The 17,190-nt window shown below is 50.0% G+C and carries 18 protein-coding genes; 14 read left to right on the forward strand and 4 right to left on the reverse strand.

All coding sequences use genetic code 11. From position 1 onward, the window contains the following. The first annotated feature begins 34 nt into the window (after positions 1–34). The 7 genes from ACZ5ZS_RS06825 (at position 35) to ACZ5ZS_RS06855 (ending at position 6,038) form a co-directional block, all read left to right on the forward strand. A complete protein-coding gene (locus tag ACZ5ZS_RS06825; RefSeq protein ID WP_188596836.1) occupies positions 35–1,315 on the forward strand; it encodes an FAD-dependent oxidoreductase in 1,281 nt (426 codons plus the stop codon). After that, positions 1,312–1,605, forward strand: a complete 294-nt coding sequence (locus ACZ5ZS_RS06830; protein ID WP_188596837.1) for a ferredoxin family protein — start codon at positions 1,312–1,314, stop codon at positions 1,603–1,605. Before ACZ5ZS_RS06825 ends, ACZ5ZS_RS06830 begins: the two co-directional genes overlap by 4 nt. 39 nt (positions 1,606–1,644) lie before the next feature. Next, positions 1,645–2,463 carry an electron transfer flavoprotein subunit beta/FixA family protein gene (locus ACZ5ZS_RS06835; protein WP_188596838.1) on the forward strand — a complete coding sequence of 273 codons (819 nt, stop codon included), beginning with the start codon at positions 1,645–1,647 and terminating at the stop codon, positions 2,461–2,463. Then, complete coding sequence (locus ACZ5ZS_RS06840; RefSeq protein ID WP_188596839.1) at positions 2,463–3,503, forward strand: electron transfer flavoprotein subunit alpha/FixB family protein; 1,041 nt, start codon at positions 2,463–2,465, stop codon at positions 3,501–3,503. The genes ACZ5ZS_RS06835 and ACZ5ZS_RS06840 overlap by 1 nt, the downstream gene beginning before the upstream one ends. Then, the gene (locus ACZ5ZS_RS06845; RefSeq protein WP_188596840.1) at positions 3,500–3,796 is read left to right on the forward strand and encodes a hypothetical protein; all 297 of its coding nucleotides are present in this window, start codon (positions 3,500–3,502) and stop codon (positions 3,794–3,796) included. The genes ACZ5ZS_RS06840 and ACZ5ZS_RS06845 overlap by 4 nt, the downstream gene beginning before the upstream one ends. Before the next feature lie 35 nt (positions 3,797–3,831). Then, on the forward strand, positions 3,832–4,716 hold the full coding sequence (locus tag ACZ5ZS_RS06850) for a CBS domain-containing protein (RefSeq protein WP_188596841.1): 885 nt from the start codon (positions 3,832–3,834) through the stop codon (positions 4,714–4,716). 218 nt (positions 4,717–4,934) lie between these two features. Continuing rightward, positions 4,935–6,038: an MFS transporter gene (locus ACZ5ZS_RS06855; protein WP_188596842.1), complete on the forward strand. Its 1,104-nt coding sequence runs from the start codon at positions 4,935–4,937 to the stop codon at positions 6,036–6,038. A gap of 73 nt (positions 6,039–6,111) precedes the next feature. Here the strand turns inward: ACZ5ZS_RS06855 and ACZ5ZS_RS06860 are convergent, their stop codons facing one another. Next, entirely contained in the window at positions 6,112–7,083 is a 972-nt protein-coding gene (locus ACZ5ZS_RS06860) for a prenyltransferase (protein ID WP_188596843.1), read from the reverse strand. A 171-nt stretch (positions 7,084–7,254) separates the two neighbouring features. On the opposite strand from ACZ5ZS_RS06860, the gene ACZ5ZS_RS06865 reads away from it, so the two are divergent. The 7 genes from ACZ5ZS_RS06865 (at position 7,255) to ACZ5ZS_RS06895 (ending at position 12,617) form a co-directional block, all read left to right on the forward strand. Next, the gene (locus tag ACZ5ZS_RS06865) at positions 7,255–7,467 is read left to right on the forward strand and encodes a hypothetical protein (protein ID WP_075059118.1); all 213 of its coding nucleotides are present in this window, start codon (positions 7,255–7,257) and stop codon (positions 7,465–7,467) included. Positions 7,468–7,626: 159 nt separating this feature from the next. Beyond that, complete coding sequence (locus tag ACZ5ZS_RS06870) at positions 7,627–8,052, forward strand: PadR family transcriptional regulator (protein WP_188596844.1); 426 nt, start codon at positions 7,627–7,629, stop codon at positions 8,050–8,052. Further along, entirely contained in the window at positions 8,049–9,050 is a 1,002-nt protein-coding gene (locus ACZ5ZS_RS06875) for an ATP-binding cassette domain-containing protein (protein ID WP_188596845.1), read from the forward strand. Before ACZ5ZS_RS06870 ends, ACZ5ZS_RS06875 begins: the two co-directional genes overlap by 4 nt. After that, positions 9,050–9,916: an ABC transporter permease gene (locus ACZ5ZS_RS06880; protein ID WP_188596846.1), complete on the forward strand. Its 867-nt coding sequence runs from the start codon at positions 9,050–9,052 to the stop codon at positions 9,914–9,916. Before ACZ5ZS_RS06875 ends, ACZ5ZS_RS06880 begins: the two co-directional genes overlap by 1 nt. 90 nt (positions 9,917–10,006) lie before the next feature. After that, the gene (locus tag ACZ5ZS_RS06885; RefSeq protein WP_464858164.1) at positions 10,007–10,477 is read left to right on the forward strand and encodes a hypothetical protein; all 471 of its coding nucleotides are present in this window, start codon (positions 10,007–10,009) and stop codon (positions 10,475–10,477) included. Beyond that, a complete protein-coding gene (gene glyS / locus ACZ5ZS_RS06890; protein WP_464858166.1) occupies positions 10,411–11,727 on the forward strand; it encodes a glycine--tRNA ligase in 1,317 nt (438 codons plus the stop codon). The genes ACZ5ZS_RS06885 and glyS overlap by 67 nt, the downstream gene beginning before the upstream one ends. A gap of 116 nt (positions 11,728–11,843) precedes the next feature. Then, on the forward strand, positions 11,844–12,617 hold the full coding sequence (locus tag ACZ5ZS_RS06895) for a tRNA (adenine-N1)-methyltransferase (RefSeq protein WP_188596848.1): 774 nt from the start codon (positions 11,844–11,846) through the stop codon (positions 12,615–12,617). Between the two features lie 24 nt (positions 12,618–12,641). Here the strand turns inward: ACZ5ZS_RS06895 and ACZ5ZS_RS06900 are convergent, their stop codons facing one another. From ACZ5ZS_RS06900 to ACZ5ZS_RS06910, 3 genes are all read right to left on the reverse strand, one after another. Further along, the gene (locus tag ACZ5ZS_RS06900; protein ID WP_188596849.1) at positions 12,642–13,760 is read right to left on the reverse strand and encodes an NTP transferase domain-containing protein; all 1,119 of its coding nucleotides are present in this window, start codon (positions 13,758–13,760) and stop codon (positions 12,642–12,644) included. Positions 13,761–13,762: 2 nt separating this feature from the next. Then, complete coding sequence (gene glmS, locus ACZ5ZS_RS06905; protein ID WP_188596850.1) at positions 13,763–15,595, reverse strand: glutamine--fructose-6-phosphate transaminase (isomerizing); 1,833 nt, start codon at positions 15,593–15,595, stop codon at positions 13,763–13,765. A gap of 132 nt (positions 15,596–15,727) precedes the next feature. Further along, a complete protein-coding gene (locus tag ACZ5ZS_RS06910; RefSeq protein ID WP_188596851.1) occupies positions 15,728–17,122 on the reverse strand; it encodes an MFS transporter in 1,395 nt (464 codons plus the stop codon). Positions 17,123–17,190 lie beyond the last annotated feature (68 nt).

Here is a 17,190-nt window from a genome sequence, read left to right on the forward strand (position 1 = left end):
ATATTTAATAAGTGCACTAGTTGGCATAGGACACGTGTCTATAAAATTCGACGCAATAATAGTTGGGGCTGGCCCCGCCGGCCTCACCGCGGCCCAACGATTGGCATCTAAGGGCCTCAAGGTCTTAGTAGTGGAGCGCGGCCGCAAGCCTGGTAGTAAGAACGTCTATGGCGGTAGGATATATGCTCACGTATTGGATAAATTATACCCGGAGTATGTAAAAGAAGCTCCCGTGGAGCGGTGGGTGCGGAAGGAAAGGATATCCTTCCTCACCGAGGATAGCGGTACAACCGTTGAGTTCGAGACCAACAATGTGGAGCACAAATCGTTCACCGCGTCTCTATCCGATTTCACGGAGTGGCTAGGCAAGAAGGCCGAGGCCGCTGGCGCCATTATAATATCGGAATCTCCCGTGGATTCCCTGGTGATAAAGGAGGGAAAGGTTGTGGGAATTCGTTCCGGCAATGATGAGGTCTATGGGGATGTGGTAATATCTGCCGAGGGAATAAATAGATTGGTACTGGAAAGAAGCGGCCTGGCTCCTAAACTGGAGCCCCAGATGGTTGGAGTAGGAGTTAAGGAGGTGATAAAGTTGGGGAGAAAGGTAATAAATGATAGATTCAACGTTGATGATGATGAAGGTGTAGCATGGGCTATAGCGGGCTTCTCCACCCATTACGTGCCGGGGGGAGCATTCATATATACCAATAAGGATGCAATCACGTTGGGCTTGGTCATATATTTAGGCCATGGCAGTAAGGTGGATGTTCCGGTTTACGATATGGTGGAGGAGTTCCGGCTACATCCATTTATAAAGAGATTGATAAAGGATGGGCAATTACTGGAGTACTCCGGCCACTTAACTCCAATAATGGGTCTAAACGCATCTCCCCCGTCATTATATGGTAATGGTTATTTAGTGGTGGGGGACGCCGCGGGCTTCCTCCTTCATGGTGGCATAATAATAAGAGGAGTCGATTTCGCTATGGAGAGCGGAAGAGTGGCCGCCGATGCCATAATCAAGATACACGAGGAGGGCGGCAAATACGATGAATCCTCCCTTTCCTTGTATGGCAAGATGCTTGAGGAGAGCTTCGTCATGAAGGAATTGAGGGCTTTCCGTAATGCCTATAAGGCATTGGATGAGCCCAGGCTATATAATGACTATGCCAAGTTCATAAATGCCTTTTTGAAGCGGTATTTTGATGTGGATGGCACGCCGAGAAAGATATTTAGTACCTTTAAGGAAACTAAAGGTAACTTAACCATACTTGATATGATGAGGGATATGGTGAAGGTGGTGACCAATCTATGAGCATGGAGCGGAAAATACCGATAGAGGAAAGGCTCAACTCCAATGCTTGGGACGTGGACGAGCGGCCCCACATAAGAATAAAGGATCCGGATCAATGCCGCAAGTGCGATTCCAAGCCCTGCCTATACCTGTGCCCAGCTAGATGCTATACGCCTGGAGGCAATGGAGCGGTCCTATTCTCCCATGAGGGATGCGTTGAGTGCGGCACTTGCAGGGTTGTTTGTCCTAACGATGCGATAGAGTGGAATTACCCGAGGAGCGGTTATGGAGTTCAATTCAGGTTTGGGTGATGGGTCATGCTTAAAAATGAATCTGGAGGCGATAGTAACATGGATGAATTAACCATAGTGGTTCCCGTGAAGGCCGCCGTTCCCAACATAACGGCGGTGAGGCTTGACCCGAACACGCATAATTTGGTCAGGGAGGGAGTTCCATTGATGATAAACCCCTACGATAGAAATGCCGTGGAACTGGCCTTGAGGATAAAGGATAGGTTCGGCGGCAAGGTGGTTACAATATCAATGGCGCCCCCCAACGGCAAGGACTTCCTGGAGTCAACTATAGGAATGGGGGTTGATGAGGGAATATTGATAACTGATAGGGTATTCGCCGGAGCGGACACGTTGGCCACCTCGCACGCCATCGCTAAGTCTATCGCTAAGCTATACCCTAACTTCAACTTGATAATAATGGGCGAGGAAACCACTGATTCCACGACCGCCCACATGCCCGCTCAAGTCGCATCGTGGCTGGAGGTACCCTTTGTTTACTACGCAATAGATGCGGAACCCAATATAAAGGATGGAACGGTCAGGGTATCCAGATACTTGGAAGATGAGGGTTTGGTGGAGGAGTTCATCTATAACATGCCCATAATAATGAGCGTCTATAGAAATAGCAATCCTCCCCGCGACATCAGCTTAAACAGGAAGATAATGGCAAAGGTCAATGGATTGGTTAAGGTATTAACCAATAAGGAGCTAGGACTGAATCCCGATTGCGTTGGGTTGAAGGGCTCGCCCACCATAGTGGCCAAGATAGAGGATGCCAAGCCGCTGCCGCGCAAGAAACAGATATTCCAGGGAGACCCAAAGGAGGGCGCTAAGTGGTTATTAGAGAACTTAGTCAAGGAGGAGGTGATCAGATAATGGTTTGTCCAGAATGGAACCAAGTTAATAAGGACGATTATAGAGGTATCTGGGTTTACGTGGAGCATTTTAATGGAAAGATAAGCGAGGGAAGCCTTCAATTAATAGGCAAGGCAAAGGAACTGGCGGCTAAGTTGGGAGTAGACGTTACAGCAATCATGGTGGGCAAGGATTTGGACAAGCTATTGATGGAGCCCATCTACTATGGGGCGGATAAGGTGATTTACGTGGATGATGATAGGCTCTCCGTGTACCTGCCCCACCTATACGCCGCGTCCGTGGTGGAGCTGGCCAATAAATATAAGCCAGAGATAATATTATTCGCCGCCACCAAAAGAGGAAGGGAGTTGGCTCCCTACGTCGCCAATACATTAAGAAGCGGCATCACGGCGGACTGCACGGCGTTGGACGTGGACCCTAAGACTCGCGACTTGGATCAAGTGAGACCAACCTATGGAGGAAACATACTGGCCCACATAAGAACCCCCACCAGGAGACCCCAGCTGGCCAGCGTTAGGCCCAACGTGTTCCCCACGCCGCCTCGCGATGAGTCAAGAAAGGGCGAGTTAGTGAAGGAGAAGCTGAGCAAGTTACCGGAACCCCGGGGTCGCTACTTGGGGTCCAAGTCCATAACTGAGGAGGACGAGAGCGGTTTGCCGCCGGTCGAGAAATCGGATATAGTGGTGGTGGCTGGGAAGGGAGTGAATGGGGTGGAGGGAGTGAAGCTGCTCACGGACCTAGCCAAGCTGCTTGGTGGAACGATAGGAGGAACTAAGAAGGTGACTGACGCGGGCTGGCTGCCCACCAGCAGGCAGATAGGGCAGACTGGACGCACTGTACGGCCTGCCTTGTATATAGGAATGGGAGTCAGCGGAGCAATACAGCATGTCTTTGGAATGAATGAATCGAAGATAATAGTGGCGGTGAACAGCGATCCAAACGCCCCAATATTCAACTACGTGGATTATGGAGTGGTGGGCGATTACAAGCAAGTGACCGAGGCATTGCTGGAGCTCTTGAGGGAGCGCAAGAAGCAATGAAAGTATTTATCGTCGAGATAAAGGATAAAGTGATTTGGTTTTTCGATCCTGGTTTGGACGTTAGGGCTCCTGCGGTTATTAGGATAAGGCTACGCCCGGCTGCGGAGGTGGAGATAGAGAGCTGTGGACGAAGCGTCCGCCTATCCCTGGAGCTGGCGGGGAGCGCCGTTAAATACCCCACGGAGGCGGCTGTGATGGGGCGTGATGCCTTGCTGGGGAGATGCGTGGATGATGGCGATGGGGTTACTTGCATGTTGGACTCCCCCTGGGGAGCGCGGGGAAATTGCGAGTAAATGTTATTAATTATTGATAATTTAAAAATAAACCCATGGAATCGCTGCCCCAGACATTTATTAAGATATTGGAGTCTCTGGTCGAGCTTCATAATAATTACAAGAGACCCATAAAAAGCAAGGAAATAGCAACGAGGCTGGGAATGAATGAGGGAACCGTGAGGAACATAATGATATCGCTCCGAGCTATGGGCTTCATAGATAGTAAGACGGGTCCATATGGTGGCTTCACTCCATCCCAGAAAGCAATGGAACTGCTTCGATCCCCATCCATGATGGCCGGGATAAGCGACATAGCTCCGATAGCCGTTGAGAAGCAGGGAACGGTGATGTATGCCACCAACATAGAGTTGCTTGACATGTTGAATCCCTTCATAACTAAAGCCATAATTAAGGTTATGGGAAACCTAAGGCAGTTGCCGCTGGGTTCCCTGGTCAAGATAGGCCCCACAACCAATGCCCGCATAGTCATTGAGGGGCAAGTGATGGAGAAGAACGATCAAATGAGGGAGATCGTAATATCCATTAGGCGGTTCATTTCCATACCTAAAGTCAAGGTCAAGGAGATATCCAGCAAGCAAGTGCTGGTCATATCGAAGGGAGAGCCGCTTCGGGCGGCTGCTCGGTTGTTCTCAGAGCGAAAGATAAGGGCATTGCCCGTTGTTGATGATGGTGGCAGGCTGGTTGGCTTGATAACCAGCACCGACGTTGCTAGGGCATACGTGGAGGGCAATCTAGACGCCACGGTTGAGGAGTACATGAGATCCGAGGTACCATTTATACGGGATGATGATGATGTTTACGATGCGATAAACTTGATGATAAGCAAAAACATAGGAAGGCTCGTAGTCATAGATGATAAGAATAATCCTGTGGGCATAATAACTAGGACGGATGTATTGGGATTGCTAGTCGATTGAGATCATGGTGAAACCCATCCCGCCGACCCTTCTTTTGTGAGGCTTAAATCCCATTATGCCGCGGCTCGCGTCATTAGTGACATTAAATCTGCGTTGGAAGTAATTATACTCATTTCACTTTAGGTACGCATCCAGCCCCTCGCCTGCCCTTCAGGGAAGTTTTTATGCCTGCCTTGGGCCCCTCAATCTTTATAACAGGTCTATTTCTCGGTTCTTAAGTGGATGGTAAAACATCCGCTATAATGGTATCAAGGATTATATATGCCATTCAATGGTTCGTGTTGGCCCCACCCATAGCCGAAGTACAGGCGGAGTTCGGCGTTCCGGGTTACTTGGTGGGCTGGATCCCCCTATCCTTCTTCGTGGGCGCTGCATTACTTCAAGTGCCCTCCGCGTACGTATCATCCAAGCTCGGCGCGAAGAGGACATCTATAATGGGCATGATAGTGTTGGGTGCCTTCACTGCATTAAGTGGATTATCGGCTAACCTATGGGAGCTGCTTTTATTTAGGGCCATCTCCGGGACAGGCGCAGCGCTCTTCTTTTCATCGGCGGCGTATTTGCTGGTAGAGTTGAATAAGGGCAAGGAGGGCATCATGATGGGCTTATATAATGCGTTCTATGGGGTCGGAAGCTTAATAGGATTGCTGTGGGGCTACGTGGATAATTTGTTCCAGTGGAGAGCTGCCACTGCGTTGGCGGGATTACTATCCATTATAATGGGATTGGTAGATATATATGAATTGAGGGGTTTTGAGCGGAGGCCCACGTATGCGTTGGGCCATATAAGGGACTCACTGGGTATAGCCGTCGGGATAAGCGGAGTATGGGGTTCATATTACGTGGTAAGCGAGTTGCTTCCATACCAAGTCGCCCATCTCTTCGGTTATGGATCATTCCATGCCGGCTTGATAGCAGAGGGACTGGTGGTGGCCTCAATACTGGGCGGATTCATGACGAACGAGTTCTTCAAAATGGCCAAGAACAAGGCATTGCTGTTATTATTGGTGTCAATAGCATCCTCTGCCCCCCTCTACTTCATGTGGGTGGGAAACCCGCTTTTGGAATTCGCGTTGGGCGCCTTTTCGGGCTTCTTCAACGACATGGCGTTCTCCGTGGCATACGCCATAACGGCTAATAAGGGAGGTGCATTATCCTTGGCGTTCGTGAACTTCATGAACATGATAATAGGAATATGGCTGCAACCCCTCTTCACGGCCGTCTCGTCGTATGGCTACCTATACGGCTGGCTCGTTGTGACCACCGTGGCCATCGCGTTGGCCCTTCCCCTCTTCAAGGAATTAACTTTCAAGACTGGCTGAAACATGTCGGCATTGGCTCGTTGTTTAACAGATGCGGGTACTGGGTCAATAATGGGGAGGACAGCTAGCGCGATTAGGGAATTAGCCTTGCTATTATTATGGATGCCACTATTATTGTGAGGATTACCACTCTATGGTTAAATGGCCCGGCCCATAAAGCCTTTAATTCCCTCCATTTGTCCTGGCTTCCTCCCTTGATGAGCGGGATGACCAGTCTAGCGGAGAAGGGCAGCACAAGTAAGGATGCCAGAGATAGGTAGGGAAGGAAGCCCAGGTAAACTGATATGGCGATTATTATATAGATGAATGCCACTGCTGCGACCGCTAAATACCCCGTCCTCCTCAGCCCAAGCATTAACGCGATTGTTTTCTTCCCGAACTTCCTGCTGGCCTCTATCTCGATCGCGCCGGAGCCGAGCAGTATTATTAGGGTGAACAGACCGTTGACCAATCCCACCAAGACGGGCGCCCAGCTGAATGAATTGGTTTGAACCATGAAGGAGCCAAGGGCTACCAGGGGCCCCATGGAAATCAACGCCACCGCCTCGCCTGCCCCCTTATAGTGCAATCGCAATCCCTCGCTGTATAGGACGCCTAGCGAGAAGCCTATTATGGCTATTAATAGAATTATCCAAGTGGTTTCCACCGCTAAGTAAATCCCAATGAGTCCCGCGGCGATTAGGAGCAAGTATCCGCTCCTTTTCACTGAGGCGGGGTTCAAGCCAAGGTTTATTATGGGGTGTATCCTGTGTGGCAATCCTTGGGATATATGTACGATATCGAGGCCTGTTTTGAATTCCGAGTAATCATGGATCAAGTTGACCCCGGCCTGCGCCATCATTATCCCCATTGCAGTTAATATATAAAATGGAATATTTATTTTCCCGAGTAGGTAAAAAGATAGGATGGCTCCCAATGTAACGGATGAGAAGGCGCTGGTCAGGGTGGAGGGGCTGGTCGCCACAAACCATTTTCTCATCGTTTCGATCACATTACGCCTCGACTTGTTGCTTCTCTCCCCCTCATCTGCTCGGCCTGCGTCCATGGGATCTCCTATTTAGCTTGCTCTCTGTATTACTTAAAGCTTAACTCGGCATATTGACTTGAGCATCCAACGATGAGTTTATGCGGGGCGTGCAAGCCAAAAGTTTTCGGTCATGGTAATAGCTGTTACTTAAGCATTTGAGTTAAATACGATTTCTCGGCAGGAACGATTATGGCGATACTACTATACAACGATGGCGATGCGGATGTGCTGGAAATTATAAGGAAGTTAATACCCAACGCCAAATTGGTTCGGGTTGAGTCGACAGATGATGCGCCCTCTCCATTATTGATAACGGAGGACGGCGTATTCAGCGGTTATGAGATATACAGTTACCTGAGGGAAAAGGGGTTGCCGAGCGATATTGTGCGGCAAGGCGAGTAATCAAACCCTTGCGGGCCATGAAGTTTTGCATTATGGGGAATTGAGAGTTAGATTTTGTGGTGTTCCTTAATTAAGTTATTTCTGGGGATTATGAATTAAAATTAACCTAGTTTAGTCTGTGTGGAAAGGTTTAAAAAGGATACTGATATCGATATCGATATGTTTCCCACCATATTTAGAGGAAGCATACGGAAGAGGGGTGGCCTGAGGATTTTGGTGCTGCAGATGCTTCAAGGATCGCCCAAGAACGGGGCGGAAATAATGGATGAAATAGAAAGGATGACGTGGGGTTGGTGGCGGCCATCGCCTGGCTCCATATATCCATTGTTATCCACCCTAGTGGAGGAGGGATTGGCGGTTAAATTAAACGATGGGAGGTATCAACTAACTGAGAAGGGGAGAAGCGAGGCGGCTGAGTATAGCGAGCTGTTTGCGTGGCCGATAAAGCCCAGAACAATGGATGATATATTAAACGAGATGGAGAGCTATATCTCCTACATGGAGGACATGGGCAAGGATAAAATAATTCAATACAAGGACCGCATAGAATCTATTAGATCCAGGTTGGAGAGGTTGATACAATGAGCTCGCCAGCTATAAAGGCCATTAACCTAACCAAGAAGTATGGCTCGTTGCTCGCAGTGGATCACATAAACTTCGAGGTAGCTGTGGGAGAGATATTCGGGCTTCTGGGACCCAATGGCGCTGGGAAAAGCACTACCATAGGCATGCTAACCACCTTGGTGAAGCCCACCGAAGGAACGGCGTTAGTCAATGGATTTGATGTTATTAAGCAACCATCGAAGGTCCGTGCATCGATAGGAGTAGTGCTGCAAGAATATACCGCTGATGAGGATTTGACTGGGTGGGAGAACTTGATGTTGGCCGCCTCCCTCTACGGCATCCCCAAGGATGTTGCCAAGGAACGAGCAAAGGAATTGCTGCAAATGGTGGAGCTCACCAATGCCGCTAATAAGAAGGTCGAGAATTACTCGGGCGGCATGAGGAGGAGGTTGGAGATAGCAATGGGCCTAATAAACAGGCCCAGGATTCTCTTCTTGGATGAACCTACCTTGGGCTTGGACGTGCAGACTAGATCCGCCATCTGGACCTATATAACCAAGTTAAAGAAGGAGTACAACATGACCATATTGGTCACCACCCATTACTTGGAGGAAGCTGATGCTTACTGCGACAGGATAGCGATAATAGATAAAGGTAAGATAGCCAAAATAGGCACTCCCAAGGAATTGAAGGAAAGTCTCGGAGGCGATATAATAATGCTACAGATAGCAGGCAACATTGATCTTGCCAAGCAGATAATAATGAGCATGGATGGAATGGGCGATGTGCGCGTTATGGATAATTCCATCTGGATCACAGCTAAGGATGGGGGGTCAATGGCTCCCCGAATACTCGAGGCGTTGAATAAGAACGGCGTAAGGGTTGCCAAGATATCTATAACGGAGCCGACTATGGACGAGGTCTACATGAAGTACACCGGCAAGAGCTTGCGGGAGGAGCAGTCCAATTGGGAGGAGGCGATGTCCACTATGAGAACCATAAGAAAGGCGAGGTCCTGATGGAGCGCCAAAACCTTGGCCCGCTTCATGGATTGTGGTCGCTGACCAATAGGGAGTTGAAGAAGTGGTATAAGGCACCATTCATATTGCTGCTGTCCCTAGTGCAGCCCGTGCTCTGGCTGGGGCTCTTCGGCAAGGCAATGAATTTGGGCAACATGTTTACCTCAGGCCTTAACATACCGGGCCTTAACATACCGAAGCAAGTGATAGATCAAATAGGAACGGAACTGATAAAGAGCACCTTCGGAACTACGGATTACTTCTCCTTCTTGGCAGCAGGCATGTTGTCCTTCATAGTGCTTTTCACCTCCATGAACAGCGGCATGATGATAGTGTGGGACAGGAGGCTCGGCTTTCTGAATAAGCTATTGACTACCCCCGTTTCTCGGGGATCCATAATAATGGGCAAGGTACTTTCCGCCGTCATAAGGTCATTGGTTCAAGCCACAATAGTCTTAGTCATCGCATTACTGCTAGGCATGCAGTTCAGGCCCGATATATCCGCGCTGGATATAGCCGGGACTTATGTAGCTCTATTCCTAATGTCGCTCGGCCTCTCCTCGCTCTTCATAATGCTGGCATTGAGATCGACTAGCTGGGAGTCACAAATGGCAATAATGAATCTACTGAACCTGCCACTGCTCTTCGCGAGCAATGCGTTTTACCCTGTGAAGCTCATGCCATCTTGGCTAAAGCCGGTGGTGGAGATAAATCCAATAAGCTATGCAAATGATATATCCAGGCAATTGCTATTGGGGGCCACGGGCATGAATAGCGTATGGTTCGACTTTGCGTTCTTGTTAGCGTTCGCCGCCATATTCTCTACGCTGGGCATAGTGCTGTCTTGGAGGTACTTGAATTCGTGATGCAATGTTTGGACCACTTGGTTTTTCAGTAAAAATAGAATTAATGGCCTCATCGGAAAAATTATTAACCCTCTATACAGCCGTGCTTGAATGTCGGATAAATTCAATGATTTGTTGAATCGGAGGGGATTCTTTTGGCAGAGCTTCGACGCTTATAAAGGCATGGTTGAGGCGGGCGGCTTTTACGATTATGGCCCGCTGGGCGTCGGGCTTAAGAGGAATATAATCAATAAGTGGCTCAGGACGTTCGTGGTACCCTACATGGACTTCACAATAGAGGTGGAGACCCCCATCATAATGCCCAGGATAGTTTTTGAGGCAAGCGGTCATTTGGAGAACTTCACGGATTTCTTGGTGACTTGCAGTAAATGCGGCCGTAAGTATAGGGCCGATCATTTGGTGGAGGACGAGTTGAGAAAACGTGGAGTGAAGATAAAGACTGAGGGATTGGACGAACGACGATTGGATGAGCTGATATCCCAGTACGGCGTAAAATGCCCCAATTGCGGGGGGAGCTTGGCAATGTTCAACGCTTCAACCTGTTATTCCAGACCACTATAGGGCCATATAGCAGTAACCTGGGATTCATAAGGCCCGAGACGGCTCAAGGCATGTTCATAGACTTCGCGAAATTATATGAATTATCCAATAGGAGATTGCCTCTGGCAGTGGCCCAAGTGGGTAAGGTGGGAAGAAACGAGATATCGCCGAGGCAGGGATTGGTTAGATTAAGGGAGTTCTCCCAAATGGAGATAGAGCTGTTCTTCGATCCCCTGAATCCAAGGTGTCCCTACTTGGATGATATCAAGGACGTCAAGATAAGGATACTGCCGGAGGATGATGTGGCGAAGGGAGTTAATGCTCCGCGTGAGGTGAGTGTGAGGGAGGCCGTCGAGAAGGGGTATATAGTTAATGAATGGATGGGATTCTACATGGGACTGGCCACCGTTTTCCTGAACGAGCTAGGAGTCCCTCTGGATAAGCAATTATTCCTGGCCAAGCTGCCGGAGGAGCGGGCCCACTACGCAAAGGCGGTCTTCGACCAAGTGGTTTTAACGGAGAGGTTTGGATGGCTTGAGGTGAGCGGTCACGCCTATAGGACGGATTATGACTTGTCCAGGCATGTCAAGTACAGCGGCCAGGATTTGAGTGCTTATAGGGATCTCCAAGTCCCGCGGATAGAGAAGGAGATTCGTGTCTCCCCTAATCCGGTTAAGATAAAGGAGAAGTACGGCGGCGATGCGGGCAAGATAATCAAGTACATATATGATAATCCAGACAAGGTATTGCGGGATATCGAGTCAACCGGCAAATCGGTGTTCGAGGCATTCGAGATAAGCAGGGAGATGATATACATTAGTGAGCAGGAGAGGAAAACGTACAGGGAGAGATTCATCCCCCACGTTATAGAGCCGTCTTTTGGGGTGGATAGACTGCTTTATGTTACTTTGGAGAACTCATTCGTTGAGAGGAACGGCAAGTACGTGCTGAGGCTCCCGCCCGACATAGCTCCAATAAAGGTGGCCGTGCTTCCCTTGATAAGGAAGGATCCATACCCAGCCATAGGCAGGAGGATTTGGTCGATGCTGGTCATGAATGGGATAGAGGCCGTGTACGATGATGGAGATACCATAGGTTCCCGCTACGTCAAGTATGATGAGGAAGGCGTTCCATTTGCCGTCACCATAGATGATAAAACGCCCATGGATAATACGGTCACGTTAAGGGATAGGGATACGACATCCCAAGTCCGGGTCCCCGTGGACTCCCTCGTGGCCGTTATATCCTCGAAGTTATATGTGAGGCATTGACGTGCATGGAGGAGTGCCTGCTTATTCAATGATTGCATTGCGGCTCTCCGGCATTGTGCTGCGTCATTTTATGGGCAAATTATAAAATGGGGGCATCGCGCTGGTATTGATTGCATGTGTCGAGGAGCGATGCAATAGATGAGGGAAGCTATGTATTGTTATACTTCAACGAGACAATAAATTACGTGATCAAGGCAAGGCGGAGCGCCACGTTCAATACAATTAAGGGAACCATAAGGGGGGATCAAGTGGTGGGAGCGAAGTACGGGGATGAAGTGATCAGTAGCTTAGGCTACGCGTTCAAATTGAGTAGACCCGATATAGTGGATGTATTGATGAAGCAGAGGCGGGCGACGCAGCCCATATACCCCAAGGACGCCGCTATAATAATAACTTATTGCAACGTAGTGCCGGGGGCAGTAGTATTGGAGGCCGGCATGGGAAGCGCATACCTGACCAGCATGTTGGCCATGCATGTAATGCCTACGGGAAAAGTCGTGTCGTATGAACGGGACTCAAGTCGAGTGAGGATAGCCGAAAGGACGCTGAAGGAGATGGGAGTCGCTCCATTTGTGGAAATCAAGGAGCAAGATCTAGCCGAAGCCAGGCTGGACAGAGAGTTCGACGCGGCTGTGCTGGACGTGGCGGAGCCGTGGGCATTGCTTCCAACCGCTGTGGGCGCAGTGCGGCATGGGGCTAATGTGGCGGCTTACGTTCCAACCATAGGTCAAGTGGATAAGACCATCTCAAAGATGGCGGAGCTGGGCTTGATTCGAGTTCAGTTATTCGAGTCCATATTGAGGCCTTGGAAAACCGTGCCGGGGGAGATCAGGCCCCAGATGTGGATGCTGGGGCATACGGGCTTCATAATAATAGGAAAGAGGCCTTAAATGCATCCCCACTTCCGTCCCTCATCATAACCTGGAGAGAGGCGGCACTACTTTTCCGGGCTCCACCACAGTTCCGGGGGACATCACGGAATTAGCCCCTATGCGCGCTCTACGCCCGATCAACGCGCCTAATTTTCTATCGCCGATCTTAGCCCCATCTTGGTGGGCAGTCAACGTGACCACTCCGGGCTCCATCACTCCTTGACTTCCCATTATAGATGATCCTATAAATGAGCCCCGTCCCACCGTGGAGAACGGCTGTATGGAGGACTCCGTTATCTCCGCCCCGGCTCCCACCACGCATCCCTCCTCTATGGCCGCATAGTTTCGTATCAATGCATTGGTTCCCACGTATGCCTTCCTGCCTATATATGCTGGTCCCCTTATGGTTGCATTATGATCCACGGTGGCCCCATCATCTATGAAGACGACTCCCTCTATCGACGCCTTGCTGGATACTGACGCCTTTGCGCTTATCCTCCCCTCAGTCCAAGAGTTCATCACATTCCTTATAACGGACAACACATCCCATGGATACTTAACATCTATCCACCACCCGCTCCACATGGCGGCATTGCCCTTGGAGTTGCCCAGCAGCTCTATGAATTCCCCCCTCATTATATCGACTAGGTAATCCCCCTCGACCGCCAATGCGCCGGCCAAGACGTACCCCGGCTGATGGTCACTGCTCCTCGAGGCTCCTCCTATCTCCTGGGTTTCCGTCACATTTATCCGTACATAGCCAGCGGTGTCCTCCATGGGAACCACCATGGCGGTCAAGCTCCTGCCGCTTCCCAAATGAGAATCCAGCAATAACTTATATGCCTCGACAGGCATCACCACGTCTCCATATGCTATTATCACTGTGGTGCCCCTCAAACTATGCTGAGCTATCTCTCTTATAGCGTCGGTCTCGTTTTCTCCGTATCTGGTTGTTTCCACTTCATCGTCCCTCATCAAAACGCGATTAGATGCAATCATGACTCTCCTAATCCCTAAATCCCGCATGGCATCCACTGGGTATTTGATGAGGGGCTTGCCCAATATGTTCAATAAATACTTGGGCTCGCCATCATCGACCAGGGGATACATGTCAACGCCCCGTCCCCCCGCCAATATCAATGCCCAAATGCTCCGCCTCATGTTCACTCAACCGTGACTGTTTTCGCCAAATTCCTCGGCTTATCGGGATCCAATCCCCTCGCAACGGCCGTGTAGTAAGCCAGCAATTGCATTGGCACTGAATACGCTATAGTAGCTATGGCTGGCTCCTCTACCCCTATCGGGATGGCTATGTCCAGCACCTTGTCCAGCCTTTCCTCCAGGGATTTGGGGATAACTCCAATGGCATATGCATCGCGTGCCTTCATTTCCATTATGTTCCCCTCCATGGCCTCGCCGTATTCATCGTTGAATATTGTGAAGAGCACCGGAAACGACTTCTCCACGAGGGCTATTGGTCCGTGCTTGCTCTCCCCGGCAGGGTAGGCCTCTGCATGTATGTATGCAACCTCCTTCATTTTCAACGCGCCTTCCATTGAAATGGGCAATCCCAATCCTCGCCCCAGGTAATACATGCTGCTCGCCCTGGATATCGAGGCCGCCACCCTCTTTATCTTGGCCTCGTTGTTGGCGAGGGTTGCTTGTACTACATCCGGCACTTGCTCCATTTCATTCATGAAATACGCCGCCTCATCGTCATTTACGTAACCCCTCGCCGCCGCAGCGCTCATGGCCAATATAGTTAATACCATCAATTGAGCTGTGAAGGTCTTTGTGGCCGCCACCCCTATCTCGGGCCCGGTCCTGGTGTATATGGCTAAATGGCTCTCCCTCGGTATTGCGCTGTCCATCACGTTGGATATGGCTATCACCTTGACTCCAGCGCTTTTCAATGCGCGGAGGGCTAGTAATGCGTCTATTGTCTCGCCCGATTGAGAAACCACTATGGCAACATCCCCCTCCCCCGCCGTCTTCATGTATTTACGATACTCCGATGATGTGAATGTATGGACATCGGCGCCGGCAACCGTGGTTAATAAGTAATCGCCTATCAATCCAGCATGTAATGATGTGCCGCTGGCGGTTATGAATATGTGCCTGGCGTCCGCCAATTCCGCTCCTATTTTCGTAACTTCATCCCTCTCTATGCCGGCCAAGGTATTCCTGAGGGCCATGGGTTGCTCGTGGATCTCCTTTAGCATGAAGTGGGAATAGCCTTCCTTGCTGGCCATTTCGGGGCTCCAAGTCACGTGCCGTATCCTCTCCTCCACGTTGACAGGCTTGCCGTTCCTCTCTATGTAAATGGATGAGGGAGATACGTAGCCGTACTCGCCATCATTCAATACAACCACTGTATTGGTGTATTCCAGGAAAGCCGGTATATCGCTGGCTATGAAGTTAGTCCCGGATCCTATCCCTATGACCAGCGGCGATATGTTCCTCACGAAGAACATTTTATCTGGCTCATCCCTCACCACCGCCACCAATGCATATGCGCCTTTTAGCTCAGAAATGGTTTTCCTGAAAGCATCGAATGCATTTGCTCCCTCCTTCAAGTGCTCCTCTATCAAGTGGGCTATTACCTCCGTATCCGTCTCGCTCCTAAATACATGTCCTCTTCCCTCCAACATTGCCCGTAGCTCTCTGTAGTTGGATATTATGCCGTTGTGCACGACTGCCACGCGTCCACCGCAGTCAATGTGGGGATGTGCATTATCATCGCTGGGCTTGCCATGGGTGGCCCAGCGGGTGTGGCCTATTCCTATCAATCCATCGATTTCGCTGAACTTAACCCGTGCGTCCACCTCTCCTATCTTTCCTTTTCCCTTTCTAACGATTAACTCCCCCTTGCCTATAACGGCGACTCCGACCGAGTCATAGCCTCTATATTCCAGCTTAGTTAAGCTTCTCTTCAATGCCCTACCCAGCGGCTCTCCCAATCCGTTGAGGGAGCAAATGCCTATTATGCCGCACACGCATTGCTTTTAAGCATGTAAGTCTAATAAATGTTGCGTGATGAAGGATCAACAAACCGATTGATGAGGATACTCACATGGACTGAGATGTATGATGGATCGGCTTCGAACTCCACTTTAACGCGGGGCGGCTCATTTATGTCTCTTGCTCTCCATTATTATGAGAAGGGCAGTGAGCAAGGACATGGCCCCGATTATCACGTATACGATATCTATTCCCCTAGTGAAAAGAATTTTATCCCTGTATCCCAACGAGGTGGACAATCCCAGGAACACATTTCCTATTAATTGCATTGGTTCCTCAGTGGCAAGCACGGCAAACGTCAAGGCAGTTCCCACTGCCGATCCCAAGTTAAGCATCAAGGTCCTGAACCCAGCCGCTACTCCCCTCTGCATCGGCTCCACCGATAACATTATGGCCGTATTGTTGGGAGTATAGAAAAGCCCCATTCCGGCCCCTCCTATTGACATGGCTATTGCAGCGTAAACATAAGGAATGGGAGACATGGCCAACGCAAACGCCGATGCAACTATCAGGAATAGCCCAATCACCTCCAACGCCTCGCTGTTCACGCGCCTAACCAGATTCGGTGCAAAGAAGCTGGAGAGCCCCATAGCCACCGCGTATGGCGTCATCAACACGCCGGCCTCCAGCGGTGAATACCCAGCGGGCCCCTGTAGGTATAGCGCGAGGAGCAGTATCAACGAATACCTAGTTATTGAGTTGAGGAGAGTAGACGTTATTGTGAACGAGAACTTCCTGTTCCTAAAAATGGATGGATTTATTATGGGGTTCTCGGCCCTCCTCTCCACGTAAATGAATGCCGCCAGAAGCACGAGCGCGGCTATGGGCATGGCAAGAGTCGTTCCTGTCCATCCAATTATGGGCGACAACGTGAGATACACTATCAAAATGGTCACCAATGCTGAAAACGCCGCCGATCCAGCCCAATCCATCTCGATGCTGACCTTGGCCCTCGGTTCCTCGGCCACCCCACTTCCGGATAATGCGTATCCCAAGGCAGCTATTGGGGCGTTCGCCAAGAATATGAGTCTCCAAGTTATTTGGGTCAATGCCCCGCCCACTATGGGTCCTATAGCGGTTCCAAATCCCACCACGGCGGCATTAACTCCCATCGCCCTTTGCAACTCGGTTCCCCTGAACGCATCGGTTATTATTGCCAAGCTGTTGGAGAAGAGACAAGCAGCACCCACCCCCTGAAGTATCCTAGCCACCAATATTATGGAGGCGCTCGGACTTAGTCCAGCCATGATGGAGCCCACCAGGAAAATCAAGTAGCCGATCCTGTACACCGCCCTTCGTCCAGCCATGTCGGAATACTTGCCCAGTATGGGAGAGAGTACTGCCAGCGCAACCGAGTAAGCGGTGAGTACCCATATCACTGTGAAGAAGTTCATGTGTAGATCCACCATCATCGATGGAAGAGCTATCAACAATGATGTGGAGTTGATTACCGATAGAAACGAACCCAGGCTAGTCACAAGCAGAGTGCTGCCGCCGCGCAATTAGATCCACCTCATTGTGATGGAACCTCCCCTTTTATCTTTGCAGCACCTCATGGTCTATATTTCAT

It is taken from the genome of Thermocladium modestius (genome assembly GCF_055398215.1).